The following is a 15484-nucleotide window of genomic DNA, read 5'->3' on the forward strand; positions in this document are numbered from 1 at the left end:
TCTCTGGGGGGTCTGCGGATGCCGCGGCTCAGTCGAGCCCGTCGGCGATGCGTCGGATGAGGGAGTGCTGGCGCCGCACCTGTTCGATCGAGCGCCAGGGGCTCCGCTCCCCCTCGTACTCGCTCGAGAGGTAGCCGGTGTAGCCGGCGTCCTTCAGCGCCTGGAGCACCGGCTCCCAGGGGATCTGCTGGTCCTCGAGCCGGTCGTCGATGTCGTGGAACTTCGCCTGGATGAACACGACGTACTTCGCGATGTCGGCGATGTCGGCCGGGTCCACGCCGATGCCGTCGAGGAACGCCGGACGCTGTCCTGGCAGTTCGCCCGGCCGCAGCGGGATGGGCCGGTCCTGGAAGATCCCGGTGTCGAGCAGGAGCCCGAAGTGCTTCGTGCCGGTGCGCTCGATGAGGTCGATGTAGTCGTCGACGACCGGGTGCTTGATCGGCGTCGGCGAGTGGATCTCGGGGCAGATCACCACGTCGAGCTCCTGCGCGAGGTCGAGCGACCGCTCGACGGACTCCGTCCAGATGGGATCGGGCACGAGATCACCCGAGACGACGCCGATCTTCGGGCGCACGAACCGGAAGCCGAGCCGCTTCGCCAGCCGCAGGTCGCGCTGCAGCATTCCGGCCCCTTCCGCAGCCGAGAGCGCGCGGGCGTTCGGACCGCTGGAGTGCAGGCGGGTGTCGATCCAGGACCCGTAGTTCGTCGGCTCGAGCGCGTACCGGTCGAGCAGCGCGAACCATTGGTCGACCCAGGCGGTGGTGGGCTCGGGGTAGCCGGCGATGTGCCCCTCGCCCAGGATCTCGAGTCCGGTGGCGCCGACATCCGCGACGGCGGCGAGCGCGGTCTCGAGATCGAGCACGGTGCCGTAGTCGGTCATGAAGCTGTAGAGCGAGACGCCGTACTTGAACGGCGCCCCGGCCGCCTCGGGCGACAGGGTGATGTGGCGCGTCTCACGGTAGGTGCTCGGCTGGTGCTCCTCGGGGATGTACGACATGCGAAGCCGCAGCTCGATCGAGACCTGGTGCACGCCGTCCGGGAGCCCCCCGTCGAGCGGTACCGTGACGATCGCGGCCTCCTCGAGCGGCCACCGCACGCCGTCGCCGTCCCAGAGCTCGGCCAGACTGTAGGTGCGGCCGGCGAACGTCCACCGCGGCACGTCTGGGCCGACGTCGACGAGGTCGTCGACGCGCACCGCGATGCCGTCGATGAGCGACGCCGCCATCCCCCGGTACGACGGCATGCGCACCCGGAACTGGAACCCGGTCACCCGGTGGCCCTCGCGGACATTGCGGAATCCGATGGACTGGATCAGGTCTCGCTCGAGAAGCATCGGTGCTTCCTCTCTTCGTTCGGTGGGTGGTGGTCTCAGGCCGTGACGGATGCCGCGGCATCCGCTCGCAGTTGCTCGGCGGCCTTGCGGGCGCCCCGCACGGCGATCGCGACGCTCATGAGCGTGGGGTTCATGGTCGTGGCGGTCGGGATCAGGGCGTTGCCGCCGACGACGAGGTGCTCGTACCCCCAGACGCGCGACCACGGGTCGGCGACCGAGGTGCCGTCGTCGGCGTCGCCCATGCGGAGGGTGCCCTGGTAGTGCAGGCTCGAGCCGTTCGGCATGAGGCGTGGCTCGGCGACGAACGTGCCGAGGGCGTTCCCCGCCCGTCGGAGCCGCTCGGTGGCGGCCTCGATCTCGCCGAGCTCCGCCGGGGTGAGCTCGTAGGTGATCGTCATGTTGGGGAAGCCGCGGTAGTCGAGCTCGCCGTCGTCGAACGTCACCGCGTCCTCGAAGCGGGGACGCTTGCGCATGCCGTAGCCCATGTTCACGTAGCCCCACCGGTTCTGCGCGTGCGGGGCATCCGGCGCCATCGGGAACGGCGTGGTCTCGGCGTACATCACCTGGAGCGAGAACGGATGGTCGGGCTCGGAGAACGGGATGCGGTTCACCGCCGCGACCGGGTCGGCGGCGTGCTCCGCGCGGCGGGCGAGCTCCTCGTCGAGCTGCGCCTCGGTGGCGAACCGGCCGATCCGGTCGGCATCGAGGGCGACGGTGGAGATGACCACCGGATGCTCCGTGAGGTAGTGCCCGAGCGCCCGCGGGCGGATGCCCGATGCCCACAGCAGCTGGGGCGAGCGGAACGCGTCGGCGGCCACGACCACGAGGTCGGCGGGCACGAAGGACGTCTCGTGCGTGCGCAGGTCCTCGACGGTGACACCGGTGACGAGGTCGCCGTCGTGCTCGATCCGGCGCACGAGCGTGAGATCGCGCAGCTCGAAGCGTTCGGCGAGCGGATGCCCCGGCTCGATGAGCGGGCCGAGCACCACGTCGGCGCCCGCCCAGCGCATGGTGCCGTCGGGCTGCGGGTCGCCCGCGACGGGCAGCGTCCCCGGGCCGTAGCCGTCGGGCAGCTCACCGGCGAACTCCTCCTCCAGCAGCGAGCGGATGCCGCCGCCGACGGCCGAGTCGGCGAACGCCGAGCTCTGCGCGTGCAGGAGTCCCTCGGCCGTGGCGATGAGGTCCTCCCACTCGTCGTCGGCGATGAACGGGACCTTCTCGCTGAACCCCGGTCGCGGGATCGCGCACGTCCAGTGCGCACCCTGGCCGCCGACGTTCGTGGCCCCGGCCGCCGCCGGGAACGTCGGCGCGTGCGCCGAGCCCTCGCCGCCGAAGTCGAGCAGGTGCGTGCCCTGTCGCGCGGTGAACGTGCCCTCGACGACCGTGCCGGCGGGGATGCCGAGCGCCTCGCGGAACTCCCCGGCCTGGGGTCCCTGCGAGCGCTCCCGCGCGCGGGCCTTCTCGATCGGGTCGGCGATGTTGCGCACGCTCTCGCCGGGACGCTCGGTCAACTGCGGGCCCGCCTCGAACATGACGACCCGGGCATCCGGAACGCCCTCGAGCAGCGTGCGGGCGTAGGCGGAGCCGATGGGCCCGCTGCCGACGACGGCGATGGTGGGGTGGTGCGACATGAGGTGCTCCTCTTCGGGGTTCACGCGGTGAGGGATTCGGATGCGGCTTCGGGTGCGGTCTCGACCTCGTCGGACAGCTGCCCCTTCGGAAGGAGCACCGCCGCGACGATGCCGAGCGCGTAGACCACGGCGAGGGCTGCGAAGACGGGCGAGAGCACGTCGCCGTAGAGCTGTGCGACCTGCTCCTGCACGGCGGGCGACGATGCCCGCACGGCCTGCGGCGTCAGGGTCGACGCGTCGAGGATCGAGGGCAGCCCGGCGGCGACGCCGACGCCGATGACGCCGCCGATGACGGCCGTGGCCACGGTCGATCCCATCTGGCGCACGAGGTTGACGGTCGCGGTGATGGTGCCCGTCTCATTCCGCGGCACGGCGCCCTGCACGATCGCGATGACGAGGCTCATGAACGATCCGGTGCCGACCCCGACGATCCCCATCACGACCATCGGCACCCAGAGCGCCCCGCCCTCCGGCAGCAGCGCCATCGTCAGCAGCCCTGCGGCGCCGAGGGTGGTGCCGACGATCGGGTAGACGCGGTAATGGCCGGTGCGGCTCACGAGCCATCCGGTCGCCAGGTTGGAGACGAGCATCCCGAACACCGTGGCGATGGGCACGAGCCCCGACACCGTGGCTGTGGTGCGATACGCCATCTGGAAGTAGGTCGGCAGGTATGCGGTGACGGAGAACAGCCCGATGCCGATGATGGCCGAGAGTGCCACGCCCGCGGCGATCGTGCGATCGGCGAAGAATCGCAGCGGCACGATGGGCTCGGGCACGCGCAGCTCGATCACGAAGAAGGCGGCGAAGCCGATCGCCGCGACGACGAAGGCCACCAGCGCAGCGGATGCCGCGGCCGGGTCGCCGATCCAGCTGACGGCGAGCACGAGCGCGACGAAGGCGACGGTGAAGGCGGTCGCGCCGGCGAAGTCGAAGCGTCGCCGAGGACCGGGGTCGATGTGCGGGATCGCGAAGACGGCGAGGGCGAACGCCGCGACGCCGAACGGGATGTTGATCCAGAACACCCAGGACCAGCCCCAGTAGTCGGTGATCGCCCCGCCGAGCACCGGGCCGACAAGGATCGCGACCGGGAAGGCTGCGCCGATGATGCTGAGGACCTTCGGGCGTTCGCGCGGCGTCGTCACGTGGGCGACGATCGTCTGCGACATGAGTTGCAGTCCGGCCGAGCTCATGCCCTGCGCGACCCGGGCGACGATGAGCTGCGTCATGTCCTGCGCGAAGCCGCAGGCGAGCGACGCCACGAGGAACACGACGAGCGAGACGAGGAAGACGAGGCGCGGACCGACGAGGTCGCCCACCTTGCCCAGCACGGGCAGCAGCACGGTGCTCGCGAGCGTGTAGCCGACGACGACCCAGCCCATCTGGCCGAGTGCGCCGAGCTCGCCGGCGATGGTGGCGAGCGACGTGGCCACGATCGTGTGATCGAGGGCGCCGAGGATCGAGACGGTCAGGAGGGAGGCGATGAGGAGCCGGAACCGGAGCGGTGAGAGCGACATTCGTGGATGGCCCGAACGATCGGACTGTCGACGCGACCCTGTGTGCCCTCGCCGCAGCGTCACGGTGAGGATCGGATCCAGACCGGATCCCGACGTCATGTCGATTCTAGACGATCTTTAGTCCGAAAACAACTAAAGCAGGGTCGGATGCCGCGACGCACCGAGGATGGACTCCGCCGCACGCGCGTCCGCCAGCAACTCCTCGACCTCCAGGCATCGCATGCCTCGCGCCACCGTGTCGATGGCCCGACGCACCGACGCGCGTTCGCCGGACTCGAGCTTCGCGGGCGCGACCAGGCGACCTGCGGCGGTGCTCGTGGCCAGCTCGACGTGTCCGAGCGGCACATCGATCTCGACCTCGGTGGACGCCTCGCCGAGCGCCTGCAGGCGGAGCACGGCACCCTCCGCGCTCGTCACCCCGACGAGCATCGAGCCGACGACACGTCCGTCGTCGTCGGCGCGCAGCAGCGCCGTCCCGGCGTCGCGTCCACGGTCGGCGGCGCCCAACACGAGCCGGGCACCGGCGAGCGAGCGCGTCCAGCCGATGGCGTCCCGAACCATCGTGGGAAGGGCGTCGGCCGTGGCACGGCACTCCGCGACCGTGACGCGAGGCGCGAGACCGTTCCGCTGCGCGACGGCCAGGTCGACCAGGTCCGCCCGCAGCGAGGACCGGTGCACGACGATCGGCACGCCCCGGCCCGCGGCGCGGTCGGCCAGGATGACGACCTCCTCGAGCGGCACCGCGCGAGGTTCTGCTACGAGCACCGCCGCAGCCCCCGCCTCCACGGCCCCCGCGGCGGCATCCCACCACTCGGCCGAGCCATCGACGACGACGATCGCGCCGGCCGAGCGACCGACGCGCTCCGCGCTGCGCGGGAGGCCGGCGACCGCCACGACGTACTCGGGCAGGTCGACGAGGACCCCGACGCGCTCGCTCACGACGAGCCTCCCGCGCGGATCGCCGCCGCGGCGGCGTCGGCGAGGTCGATCGCGAACAGCGCATCGTCGAGCACCTCGTGGTACTCCATGGTGGCGCTTCCGTCGAGCAGCGCAGCGAGCGCCCGCCATTCACGCACGTAGCCGTCCTCGTCCTCCCGCCGGTACGTCGTCGTGCGGAGATCGCCGACGCGGACCCGCACCGTCGCGCTGCCCGCGTGCACGAACGACGGCGGGAACTCGACGTCGACGCGGTCGGTCTCGGTGCCGATGGTGAGGCGCCAGAGCGGGTCGGGCCCGTCGGGCAGCATGACGGCCGTCAGGAGCACGCGGACACCGCTGGCCCGGAAGGCCACGGTGTAGCCGATCGGCGGCACCGCCGCCGCGAAGTCGACGCCCTCGAAGTCGGGCGCGAGGTCGCGGATCGCGGGGAGGTCGTGCACGGCGAGGCCCAGCACGAGCTGACGCACCACGTCGGCAGCGACGGCCGGGTCGGCGAGGTCGGGCCCGCCGCGGGCGGGCGGCCCGGAGGCATCCGGTTCGGTGACCACGGCGTGGAACCGGCCGTTCGGCGGAAGCGCGACCGTCGCCGAGATCGTGCGCACGTCCGACTCGAGCGCCACGAGGTGGTGCTTCGCCCGATCCCAGGCCTCGTCGTAGAAGTGGTTCGTGGCGACGAGCAGCTTCACCCCGGCCTCGCGGCAGGCGTCGACGACGGCGCGCGCGTCGTCCTTGGTGGTCGCGAGGGGCTTCTCGCACAGGATCCCCCGCACGCCCCCGTTGATGGCCTCGAGGATCTGCACGGCGTGCTCGCTCGGCGGGCTGCAGATCGCGAGCACCTCGACCGCGGCATCCGCGAGCAGCTCCTCCGTCCCCGTGGACGACGCCGCATCCACGCGATGTGCGAGTTCCACGGCGCGGCCGCTGCCCTGGTCGGCGAGGTGCACGACGGTGAACCGGTCGCTCAACCGCTGCAGCGTCGGGAGGTGCAACGCCGCCACCCCCGGCCCCGCCCCGATCACGCCGATGCCCCACGGCATACGCCGTCCTCCCGCCCTGCTCAGCGAACTTGTGTCACAACTATACAAAAGCCAGTGTCACTTTTGTCCATAGTGATGCCGAAATCAACGCTGGAAGGGCGGTGTTGTGTCAGAATCTGTGCATGACACGCGAGTCCACCCTGCGCTTCGGCGCCCAGACCGACGAGGTGACGAGCCTCCTTCGTATCGTCAACCTGGTCCGCACCGGAGAGGCGGCCACGCGTCCCGAGATCGGGCGGGTGACCGGGCTCGGCCGCGGCGTCGTCACCCAGCGGGTCGACCAGGCCATCGAGATGGGCTTCCTCGCCGACGGCGAGTTCGGCCCCTCGTCGGGCGGTCGCGCCCCCCGCACGCTGCGCTTCCGCTCGGAGCAGGGGCGCATCGTCGTCTGCGCCCTCGGGGCCCTGCACATCCGCGTGGGCATCGCGTCGCTCGACGGCGACGTCGTCGACCACGCCCACACGAAATGGGACATCGCGCGTGGCCCAGCCGAGACCATCGAGAAGGCGCTCGAGATGCTCGACGAGATCCTGGCGCAGCACCCCGACGTGCCGGTGTGGGGTGTCGCGGTCGGCATCCCGGGCCCGGTCGACTTCGAGAGCGGGCGCCCGGTCGCTCCGCCGATCATGCCCGGCTGGAACGGCTTCGACGTGCGCCGCCGGTTCGAGCAGCGCTTCGACGCGCCCACCTGGGTCGACAACGACGTGAACCTGCTCGCCTTCAGCGAGCGCGCACGCCGCGACGACGAGGCGCTCGACCTCATCTTCTGCAAGGTCGGCTCGGGCATCGGCGCCGGGCTGCTCTCCCGCGGGCGCATCCACCGGGGCGCGAACGGCGCGGCCGGAGACATTGGGCACGTGCGGGTGCGCGACTCCGACGCCCTGTGCCGATGCGGCAAGGTCGGATGCCTCGAGGCGGAGGCGGGCGGCTGGGCGCTCGTTCGCGACGCCGAGGTCGCCGTCGGCGAGGGCAGCGGCGGTGCCCTCGCACGTCACGTCGAGGGCGGCGTGGCCATCACGCCCGAGGCGATCGCCCTGGCCGCGATGGACGGCGACGCCCTCGCGATCTCACTCATCCAGCGTTCGGCACGGCTCGTCGGCGAGTCCATCGCTGCACTCGTCAACATGTTCAATCCGGCCGTGATCGTCGTCGGCGGCGCCGTCTCGTCGGCCGGCGAGGTCTTCCTCGCCGAGGTGCGCCAGCGGGTCTACGAGCTCTCGCTCCCCCTCGCCACTCGCGATCTCAGCATCGTGCGGTCGCTCGGTGACGAGAAGGAGCCGCTCCGGGGCGGTGCGGAGATGGTGCGCGAGCAGCTCTTCGACGCCACCTTCCCTCGCTGGTTCGCGGATGGACGGCCGACCATCAGCGAGGTCATGGTCGCCTCGTGAGTTCTTCTTCCGCTTTCTGACATAAGCGTGTATCTTTCTGTCTCAAGTGAGAGACGAAGGAGCGCCCGCATGACCCTCGCCGCCCTGCGCGATGACGCGCTCGCCTCCACCGACGACGGGTTCACGCTGCGCCTCGGCCTCCCCTGGATCCGGTCGCTTCCCATCGCCAGCCTCGACGGCCTCGAGCTCTCGATCGACGGCGAGCGGGTCGACCCCGTCCTCGTGGCGCTCGACGGACGGCTGCTCGATCCGTCGGCACTCGGGCGCGAACGGGGATGGTGGTTCCTCCAGGACCGCCTCGTGCTCCGCGGCTGGCGGGTGCTGGGGCCCGGCACGCACGACGTCGTCGTCTCGTTCCGCCTCGTGATCCCCTACCTCCAGACGGCGCCTGACGGCCCGCTCACCCTGCCCTTCCACGTCGCGCGCGCACTCGAACTGGATGCGCCCGCCTCGGCACCGTCGGTGTCCCTCGATGTCGCCTGAGCCGAGCGACGTCGACGTCGACGTCGCGGGCGCGCTTCCGCCCACCTGGACCATGGCCGCAAGCGCCTTCAACTGGACGCCCGAGGTGATCCGCGCCGAACGCACGGCACCCGACATCGCCGCGGGGATCGTCATCGGCGGCATCGCTTCCACGATCGAACTCGAGCCCGGCCAGTTGTGGCGGTCGTTCCCCGTCTCCGCCGACGCCGAGGTGGACGCGCTGCGCCGAGTGCTCGACTCCGCCGGCGGCAGCGTCAGCATCGTCGGGGCGAGCCTCGACGACTGGACCGGTGGCCGCCAGCGGCGCTCGGAGGAGGAGCGACTCGCGTTCCTGCTCCCCCAGCTCCGCGCCGCCCATCGGGTGGGTGCCACCGGCGTGCGCCTGCCGATCGGGCAGGCGGGCGAGGCACTCCTGCGGCGACTCCTGCCCACCCTGCACGAGCTCGACCTCGTGCTGTACGAGGAGATCCAGGGGCAGCAGGCACCGGAGTCGGCACCCACCGCCGCGGCGATCGACGTCATCGCCCGAATCGACGACCCCGGCGTGCGCCTGCTCGTGGACCTCAGCATGCTGATGCCCGCCCTGCCGATCACGTACCTTGATGAGCTCGCGCACGCGGGCCTGCCACCGGAGCTGCTCGCCCGCCTCCTCGACGAGTGGCGCGACCCGGCGACGACCGGGGCGGTCGTCGGCCTGCTCCGGTCGGGCGGCGTGCCTCCGGCGATCCAGACGCTCTACATGAACCTGCTCGTGCGCTTCGGGCGGTCGCGCGCGGCCGACCTCCGCGGCATCCTGCCCCTCGTTGGCGCCTTCCACCTCAAGTTCTGGGACCTCGACAACGCCGACCTGCGGGTGTCCGCACCGATCCGCGACCTCGGCGCCCTGCTCGCCGGCTCCGACTTCGCGGGCACGCTCTGCAGCGAGTGGGGCGGCCACGAATGGCTCGATGCGGATGCCGCGGACATGACTCGCCGCCACCTCGCCGTTGCCCACACCGCCCTGGCCGAGGGTGTCGCGGCGACGTCGCAGCGTGGGCAGCGGATGGCGCAGCGCGAGTCCTGAGCGTGTTCGCGGCGGAGGCTCCGGGATTCTTGTGCTCGACCATGCCGGCCAGGTCAACGTGTCCCTCCTCGCCGGCCTCCTCTCCCCCAGAGGCTTCGTCAGTCCTGATGGCACCACTGATTGGACGGCGCTGCGCTCGGCCCTTGGCCAGCGGATCGCCGAGCTGCCGCCGCTCCGCAAGTGCACGTTGCGGACGCTCCGGTCCTAACGATCTGGCCGGTGGCGGTGCTCGCTGCGAACGTACGGCTCGGCGTCGCGGCCGTCTCCTATGCCGGCCGGCTATGCTGTGGCGTCCACTTCGACGCCGTCGGCGACCGGCCCCGAGTCGCCGTGAACACCGAAGTCTCAGGCTTCGCGACCGGGCGGCCTCCAATTCGAGCGGGGCCGATGCCGCGTCGACCACGTCCGTGCGTTCCCGGCGATTCCGGCCGCGATCTCCCGGGCGATCCGTTCGGTGTCTCCCCAAATTGACTCGAAGACCGCTACTGCGCGCATGACGCCCTCGTCGCAGGCGAACAGCGTACGCCTGCGCGATGTTGGGCTGAGTTTCGGGCGGGCTGACTCGGTTCCGTGCCTGTCGGGAGCTGGGTGGCATTTCGGTTGTTCTTGCCCGCCACGGGCATATGCTCCGGTGCCATGAGCAGACAGATCATCAGTACGGAGAACGCGCCGAGTTCTCCGCTGTATAGCCAGGCTGTGCGGGCGGGTTCGACGATCTACGTGTCGGGAACGGTCGGAATCGACCCGGCGACCGGAGAGCTGGCGGGGTCATCGATCCAGGATCAGACGCGTCAGGCACTGCGCAACTGCGAGGCCATCCTTCACGCTGGCGGAAGTACCCTTGCAGACGTCACCGCAGTCACGGTGCTCCTTGCGCAACCGGATGAATTCGCCGGCATGAACGAGGCATATTCGGAGGTCTTCAGCCAGTTTCCCCCGGCCCGCGCCGTCGCCCGGCTCGGACCAGACCTACCAGGCATCTTGGTGTCGATACTGATGACGGCACATACGGACAGCTGACCGCTTCGCTGAACGGGACCGCTGCGTGAGCCGCGTCGACAACCGGTCGAGAATCATCGAGGTTTCATGCCGGCGGATCGACGGTCCGTCATCGGACGTCCGGAAGCAGATCCCCGACCGGTCAAGGGCTATCGTCGGAGTGGTGACCAGAGTCGTTCTGATGTGCGGGCCAGCGGGTTCTGGAAAGTCGACCGTGGCCAGGCGGCTCGAAGCGGAGGGCATGGTTCGCCTTCCGTTCGACCAGGAAGCCTGGCGACGTGGGATCCAGACGATGCCCCTCCCGAGCGACGTGCACGAAGAGATCGAGCAGGAACTCCGCGCTCGCCTCATCGCGCTGGTCGCGGCCGGCGCAGACGTGGTGCTCGACTTCTCGTTCTGGTCGAAGCGTGGCCGCCTCGCGTATCGGGACGTGCTGCGTCCGCTTGGAGTGGTGCCGGAGACGATCTATCTCGCGACGCCACGAGCAATCGCACTGGAACGAATGGACGCGCGCAGCCACGAGCACGCCGACGACTACGCGCTTGCCAACGACGTCGCGGCCGAGTACTTCGACCACTTCGAGCCCCCGACCGCCGACGAAGGTCCCCTGACGGTCCTCGGTGCGGCGCAATAGGCGATCGCAAAGGACCAGGACCAACTGCGTACGGGTAGCGCGACTCATCACGAACCCTCGTTAGCGGATCCGGGGCGCGGCACGTCGGCTGGCGGGTTTCGGGTGGGTCAGAGGCAGCCACGCGCGCGATAGTGAATGTCGTGCGGTCGTTGCCCGCTGGGTCGCTGCGCCAGTCGCACGGTGACGCAGAATCGCCGCTGGGCACACTGCTCGACGGAAATCTGACCGCGGCGGGGGCCGACGTGATTTTGGGGACACGGGTCACCCGGCTCCAAAGCCGCCCGAGACTCTCCTCGTGCACGTCGGGTGGTCCCTCTGCGTGTTGGTCCCTACGCGGGCGGAGTACGCTTCGCTTGCGTTCGTGGTTCGCGATTCGCAGTTCTCGGGTTGGGGGTCGGATGGCGGCGCGGAGGCCCTTCCGGTGCCGGCTGGGTATGCATCGGTGGGTGGTCCATCGTGAACCGGATGTTGCTCCGTATGAGGAGTGCGCGCGTTGCGCCAAGGTCCGCATGGGGGATCTTGCCTCCGGGGGCTTGGGTGGGATGCTCCCCTGAGCGTTGGGTGCGCCAAGGGTCGCGTTGAGGGATCCCTCAACGAGATACCTGCACTTTGGTCCCGGGGTGTCACACTTCGTGTGATGGTGGCCATGGATAGGGCATGAGGAACGAGAACTCGCTTGGTGGCGATGACGCCGAGCTCGAGGTGCGCCTGCGTCCATTGGGTGCAGTTCATGTTGACGATGTGCTGGCCCGCTCGGCTGCAGACCTAGCGCTGCGCATGGAGGACGAATCCGCGCGGACTGCAGCGCTGAATGAGTCAAGGTCTGCGCGTCGGCGGCGTCGGGCCGGGTTCGCTGTGGTCGGTGTGCTGGCGGCGGTGTTGACGACTGCGGTCGCCGTGCCGGTGACGGCAGTCGGCGAGTGGTTTTCGGCTCGGACCGGTGAGTTCGGGGATCCCGAGCGCGGTACCGAACCCGAGCGCGGTACCGAAGACGACGCCACTGAGTGGCTCAACCTCTCGGGCGAGGATCTTCCCGCGATCGTCGCCGAGGCGTATCCGGACGGGCTCCAGCTCCCGGCAAGCGTCGGCCGCGGTGAAGCGATCCAGAAGGTGGACGCGCTGATGGCCGGGCTGGGCAGCGAGCCGAACTCGTTCGCCCAGGAAGGCCTCATCACGACCACTTTCGAGTTCTGGGCGATCTGCGCCTGGTACGACGAGTGGCTGATCGCCGACGACGCGGATGACACGCCCCGGCGGGACGCGGCCAGCCAGTGGCTCGGCGACCCGGGCCACTTCCCCTCGATCGTCGCGAACGATGGTGGAGGCGTCGTCGACCGGCTGCTCGAGGTGGCAGACGGCGCCGCGGCCGGTGACCACGACCTGGTCGAAGACGGGTACAGCGAAGGCGCCTGCGACGGGATGCAGGAGCGCGACGAATGAGCCCGGACGCGCATACCTCCGCCGGAGAGCAGGTGGGTGCGGCATCTACGCCTGCCGGTGAAAGCTTCGAGATGTTCGTGCGGGCCATCGCGCCCGAACTGCTGGCGTACTTCGGTCGACGGGTCAGTCCCTCCGAAGATGCCGCCGACTGCCTCGGTGAAACCCTCCTCGTGCTCTGGCGCCGCCGGGACGCGTTCCCGGTGGCGCACTCGGATCGACGCGCGTGGACCTATGGCATCGCACATCACGTCCTGAAGGGCCACCGACGGAGCGCCACCCGTCGGATCGGGCTGACCGAGCGACTGCGACAGGACGTGCGGGTCTCGACCCAGTTCGGCGCACACAGCGAGGACGACGCGGCACTGGACGCTTTCGCCCGGCTGTCCGAAGCCGATCGGGAAATCCTCGGACTGACCGTATGGGAGGGCTTCTCCCTCGCCGACACTGCCGAGATCGTCGGGATCCGGCCTGAAGCCGCTCGCGCACGCTACTCACGCGCCCGGCAACGGATGCGCCGCCTACTTGCGCAGGGCGACGGGGTAGCTGGGTGACCGGTCACCCCAGCGATGACTACCGCGCCCGGCACGTCATCGGCGCACCCGGCTGCCTCTTCATCTTCGGCGCCGTCATACCGCTCTTCTGGGCCGTCGGCCAAGTGTTCACCACCGCAATCGGTAACAGCGCCACGTTTCGATCCTGGGATCCGACCGCTGACCGCACCCCCTACGCAGAGGTGCCGGGCCTCTGGGCCACCGCCGGCATGCTGACGCTGACCGCTCTCGCGCTTGCCTGGATGATCTACCGCTACACCACAGCCCGAACCCCGCGAACGATCTCTTTCGCGATCGTGGCCGCCACGGCCGCTCTGGGCAACTGGGTGATCCTTTTCGGCTGACCGCCGCCGCCCGATAGCCGGTCCACCGACTATCCCTCAGCGTGACGTAGCGCGCGGAGCGCGGCGGCTCGCCAACCGGCTATCTAACGATGTATCTTCACGTATAAGGATCCTTATACGTGGTTAGAAGGTGTTAGATGGCGCTTCCTCCTCCGAACCCGTTCAAGCCGGGCGCGGGGCGTGTGCCACCGGAGCTGGCCGGTCGTGACGCGCTGCTCGACGAGGTCCAGTCCTCTCTGGATGAGGTCGTCTTGGAGGGCGAAGGCGCACGTCCGTTCATCATCTCCGGCCTTCGGGGCGTCGGGAAGACCGTCCTTCTGACCGAGTTCGCGCGCCGAGCCCAGGACTCCAAGCACTCGATCTCCATCAAGCTCGAAGCGGTCGCGGGTGGCAGCCTGCAGTTACCGCTCGCTCGTGCGATCCATACCCAGCTCCGTTCGCTCATGAGCTCGGGGGAAGTCGCCCGCGAGAAGCTCTCCCGTGCGCTCGGCGTCTTCAAGTCCTTTCAGCTCCGCGTCGATCCGTCCGGCACGTACTCGTTCGGTTTCGACGTGGCACCGGTGCCCGGGATGGCTGACACCGGCGACTTCGAGCAGGACATCACCGACCTGCTCACCGAACTCGGCCGAAGCGCGCGGGACCTCGGGATGGGTGTGCTCCTGGCCATCGATGAGCTCCAGAACGCTTCCAAAGCTGACCTCAATGGCCTCAACGTCGCACTGCACAACCTCGGACAAGACGTCCGGCCCGTTCCGGTGAGCTTCATCGGCGCCGGACTCCCGTCGCTGCCCGCGGTTCTCGCGGATGCGACCAGCTACGCCGAGCGCCTGTACGACTACCGGACGATCGGTCTGCTCGAGGACGCCGAAGCGCGCGACGCCCTCGCCCACCCGGTCGAACGTCGCGGAATCCGCTGGGAGCCGGCGGCCCTCGACGCCGCGCTCGCGAGCGTCGGCGGCTACCCGTACTTCACCCAAGCATGCGGCAAGCACGTCTGGGACGTCAGCAGCGGCACGACCATCCGACTTACCGACGCACTCGTCGGCATCCAGAAGGCTCGCGACGAGGTCGATCGCGGACTCTACATGTCCCGGTGGGACCGAGCCACCCAGGCGCAGCGGGCCATGATGAAGGCGATGGCCCAAGATGACGACCGACCCTCCGCCATCCAAGACCTCGTCTCCAGGCTCGGTAAATCGCGTACCAGCGACCTGTCCGTCTCACGCAACGAATTGATCAAGGCCGGCCACATCTTCCCGGTCGATCGTGGCTTCGTTGCCTTCACTGTCCCCGGAATGGCCGACTTCATCCACCGACGAATCGGTGACTGACACTCCGCCTCGCCAAACGACCGCGAGTGCTGCACTCCCGATCCTCGACTGGAACCCGAGGTTTAGTGGCGTTGTGGAGTAGCGGGGAGCGGCTCTTCTCCCCACCAACCGAGACCGGCCGCGTCGTAGACGAGCTTTTCGACGATGCGGCCGAGCGGTTCGGCTATGGCGAAGTCCGCGAAGGTGATGCCCGCCTCCTCAGCTGTGGGGCCGCGCTCAACGTCCTCGGTGTACACGTCTGGGAAGTAGAACGGCGGATGACCCGTTATCGACTCCGCGGTGACCCGGACCCCGACTTCGGGACCATGTGGGGACTTGTATACGACGCAAAAGCCGGTCGGCGAGGCCCAGGCATCTCGTACCTCGACGTCATGTGCTTCGGTCGGTCCGCCGTCACGAAGCCGCCTCAGGCAGGCCAAGAGTGCCTGCTCACCCCAGGTGGACTGAGCAGCGGACTCGAGCTGCGCGATCACCGCGGCATGTTCGGGCGTGTACATGCCGCGATCGTAGTCGCCCGCGCCCGCTCGGCGATCCCGCAGCGGGCCAAATGCCGTCGACGTGCCGGGGTTCCTGAGTCCTAGTGCGTGTGCGCAAACACACGGGCAACGTACGCCACGAGGCGAAGGACGGCCTTCCAGCCGGCAGCGAGGACCAACATCACTAACAGCGGTGCGAACCACCACTGGGTCGCGATGTTGAGGAGGATGGCGTTCCAGAATATCTCGAGCGCAGTCCATCGCCCCTGCCACACGAGCTGTGACCAATCGATGTCCATGTGTCCCCATCTGCTCCTACTC

At 69.5% G+C, this 15484-nt stretch carries 15 protein-coding genes; 9 read left to right on the forward strand and 6 right to left on the reverse strand.

The window, feature by feature from the left end; translation table 11 throughout:
* Positions 1-28 precede the first annotated feature (28 nt).
* From J2X63_RS17395 to J2X63_RS17415, 5 genes are all read right to left on the reverse strand, one after another.
* Positions 29-1333, reverse strand: coding sequence for a DUF6379 domain-containing protein (locus J2X63_RS17395; RefSeq protein ID WP_309979550.1), 1305 nt, complete (start codon positions 1331-1333; stop codon positions 29-31).
* A 35-nt stretch (positions 1334-1368) separates the two neighbouring features.
* Positions 1369-2964 carry a GMC oxidoreductase gene (locus tag J2X63_RS17400; RefSeq protein WP_309979552.1) on the reverse strand — a complete coding sequence of 532 codons (1596 nt, stop codon included), beginning with the start codon at positions 2962-2964 and terminating at the stop codon, positions 1369-1371.
* A gap of 20 nt (positions 2965-2984) precedes the next feature.
* Positions 2985-4478, reverse strand: coding sequence for an MDR family MFS transporter (locus tag J2X63_RS17405; RefSeq protein ID WP_309979554.1), 1494 nt, complete (start codon positions 4476-4478; stop codon positions 2985-2987).
* A 132-nt stretch (positions 4479-4610) separates the two neighbouring features.
* The gene (locus J2X63_RS17410; RefSeq protein ID WP_309979556.1) at positions 4611-5417 is read right to left on the reverse strand and encodes a hypothetical protein; all 807 of its coding nucleotides are present in this window, start codon (positions 5415-5417) and stop codon (positions 4611-4613) included.
* Positions 5414-6454 (reverse strand): Gfo/Idh/MocA family oxidoreductase, encoded by a 1041-nt coding sequence (locus J2X63_RS17415; protein WP_309979558.1) that lies wholly within the window; start codon positions 6452-6454, stop codon positions 5414-5416. Before J2X63_RS17415 ends, J2X63_RS17410 begins: the two co-directional genes overlap by 4 nt.
* A 122-nt stretch (positions 6455-6576) precedes the next feature.
* Between J2X63_RS17415 and J2X63_RS17420 the strand changes: the two genes are divergently transcribed.
* The 9 genes from J2X63_RS17420 to J2X63_RS17460 all read left to right on the forward strand — a co-directional run bounded on the left by J2X63_RS17420 (position 6577) and on the right by J2X63_RS17460 (position 14687).
* Entirely contained in the window at positions 6577-7842 is a 1266-nt protein-coding gene (locus tag J2X63_RS17420; protein WP_309979560.1) for an ROK family protein, read from the forward strand.
* A 69-nt stretch (positions 7843-7911) separates the two neighbouring features.
* A complete protein-coding gene (locus J2X63_RS17425; protein WP_309979562.1) occupies positions 7912-8325 on the forward strand; it encodes a hypothetical protein in 414 nt (137 codons plus the stop codon).
* A complete protein-coding gene (locus J2X63_RS17430) occupies positions 8315-9388 on the forward strand; it encodes a restriction endonuclease subunit R (RefSeq protein ID WP_309979564.1) in 1074 nt (357 codons plus the stop codon). The genes J2X63_RS17425 and J2X63_RS17430 overlap by 11 nt, the downstream gene beginning before the upstream one ends.
* A gap of 636 nt (positions 9389-10024) precedes the next feature.
* Positions 10025-10408 (forward strand): Rid family hydrolase, encoded by a 384-nt coding sequence (locus J2X63_RS17435; RefSeq protein WP_309979566.1) that lies wholly within the window; start codon positions 10025-10027, stop codon positions 10406-10408.
* A gap of 25 nt (positions 10409-10433) precedes the next feature.
* On the forward strand, positions 10434-11021 hold the full coding sequence (locus J2X63_RS17440) for an ATP-binding protein (protein WP_309979568.1): 588 nt from the start codon (positions 10434-10436) through the stop codon (positions 11019-11021).
* A gap of 657 nt (positions 11022-11678) precedes the next feature.
* On the forward strand, positions 11679-12461 hold the full coding sequence (locus tag J2X63_RS17445; protein WP_309979570.1) for a hypothetical protein: 783 nt from the start codon (positions 11679-11681) through the stop codon (positions 12459-12461).
* Complete coding sequence (locus tag J2X63_RS17450) at positions 12458-13012, forward strand: sigma-70 family RNA polymerase sigma factor (RefSeq protein ID WP_309979572.1); 555 nt, start codon at positions 12458-12460, stop codon at positions 13010-13012. Before J2X63_RS17445 ends, J2X63_RS17450 begins: the two co-directional genes overlap by 4 nt.
* Positions 13009-13356, forward strand: coding sequence for a hypothetical protein (locus J2X63_RS17455; protein ID WP_309979574.1), 348 nt, complete (start codon positions 13009-13011; stop codon positions 13354-13356). The genes J2X63_RS17450 and J2X63_RS17455 overlap by 4 nt, the downstream gene beginning before the upstream one ends.
* Before the next feature lie 137 nt (positions 13357-13493).
* Complete coding sequence (locus J2X63_RS17460; RefSeq protein ID WP_309979576.1) at positions 13494-14687, forward strand: ATP-binding protein; 1194 nt, start codon at positions 13494-13496, stop codon at positions 14685-14687.
* Between the two features lie 62 nt (positions 14688-14749).
* Here the strand turns inward: J2X63_RS17460 and J2X63_RS17465 are convergent, their stop codons facing one another.
* Positions 14750-15184 carry a hypothetical protein gene (locus J2X63_RS17465; RefSeq protein WP_309979578.1) on the reverse strand — a complete coding sequence of 145 codons (435 nt, stop codon included), beginning with the start codon at positions 15182-15184 and terminating at the stop codon, positions 14750-14752.
* Positions 15185-15484 lie beyond the last annotated feature (300 nt).

Origin of the sequence: Agromyces sp. 3263, assembly GCF_031456545.1 — a bacterium.
Lineage (GTDB): Bacteria > Actinomycetota > Actinomycetes > Actinomycetales > Microbacteriaceae > Agromyces.

What these genes read in the sequence shown, in the direction of transcription:
- J2X63_RS17395 (WP_309979550.1), bottom strand. Translation starts at nt 1,333, where the DNA reads ATGCTTCTCGAGCGAGACCTGATCCAGTCCATCGGATTCCGCAATGTC.
- J2X63_RS17400 (WP_309979552.1), bottom strand. Translation starts at nt 2,964, where the DNA reads ATGTCGCACCACCCCACCATCGCCGTCGTCGGCAGCGGGCCCATCGGC.
- J2X63_RS17405 (WP_309979554.1), bottom strand. Translation starts at nt 4,478, where the DNA reads ATGTCGCTCTCACCGCTCCGGTTCCGGCTCCTCATCGCCTCCCTCCTG.
- J2X63_RS17415 (WP_309979558.1), bottom strand. Translation starts at nt 6,454, where the DNA reads ATGCCGTGGGGCATCGGCGTGATCGGGGCGGGGCCGGGGGTGGCGGCG.
- J2X63_RS17420 (WP_309979560.1), top strand. Translation starts at nt 6,577, where the DNA reads ATGACACGCGAGTCCACCCTGCGCTTCGGCGCCCAGACCGACGAGGTG.
- J2X63_RS17425 (WP_309979562.1), top strand. Translation starts at nt 7,912, where the DNA reads ATGACCCTCGCCGCCCTGCGCGATGACGCGCTCGCCTCCACCGACGAC.
- J2X63_RS17430 (WP_309979564.1), top strand. Translation starts at nt 8,315, where the DNA reads ATGTCGCCTGAGCCGAGCGACGTCGACGTCGACGTCGCGGGCGCGCTT.
- J2X63_RS17435 (WP_309979566.1), top strand. Translation starts at nt 10,025, where the DNA reads ATGAGCAGACAGATCATCAGTACGGAGAACGCGCCGAGTTCTCCGCTG.
- J2X63_RS17445 (WP_309979570.1), top strand. Translation starts at nt 11,679, where the DNA reads ATGAGGAACGAGAACTCGCTTGGTGGCGATGACGCCGAGCTCGAGGTG.
- J2X63_RS17450 (WP_309979572.1), top strand. Translation starts at nt 12,458, where the DNA reads ATGAGCCCGGACGCGCATACCTCCGCCGGAGAGCAGGTGGGTGCGGCA.
- J2X63_RS17460 (WP_309979576.1), top strand. Translation starts at nt 13,494, where the DNA reads ATGGCGCTTCCTCCTCCGAACCCGTTCAAGCCGGGCGCGGGGCGTGTG.
- J2X63_RS17465 (WP_309979578.1), bottom strand. Translation starts at nt 15,184, where the DNA reads ATGTACACGCCCGAACATGCCGCGGTGATCGCGCAGCTCGAGTCCGCT.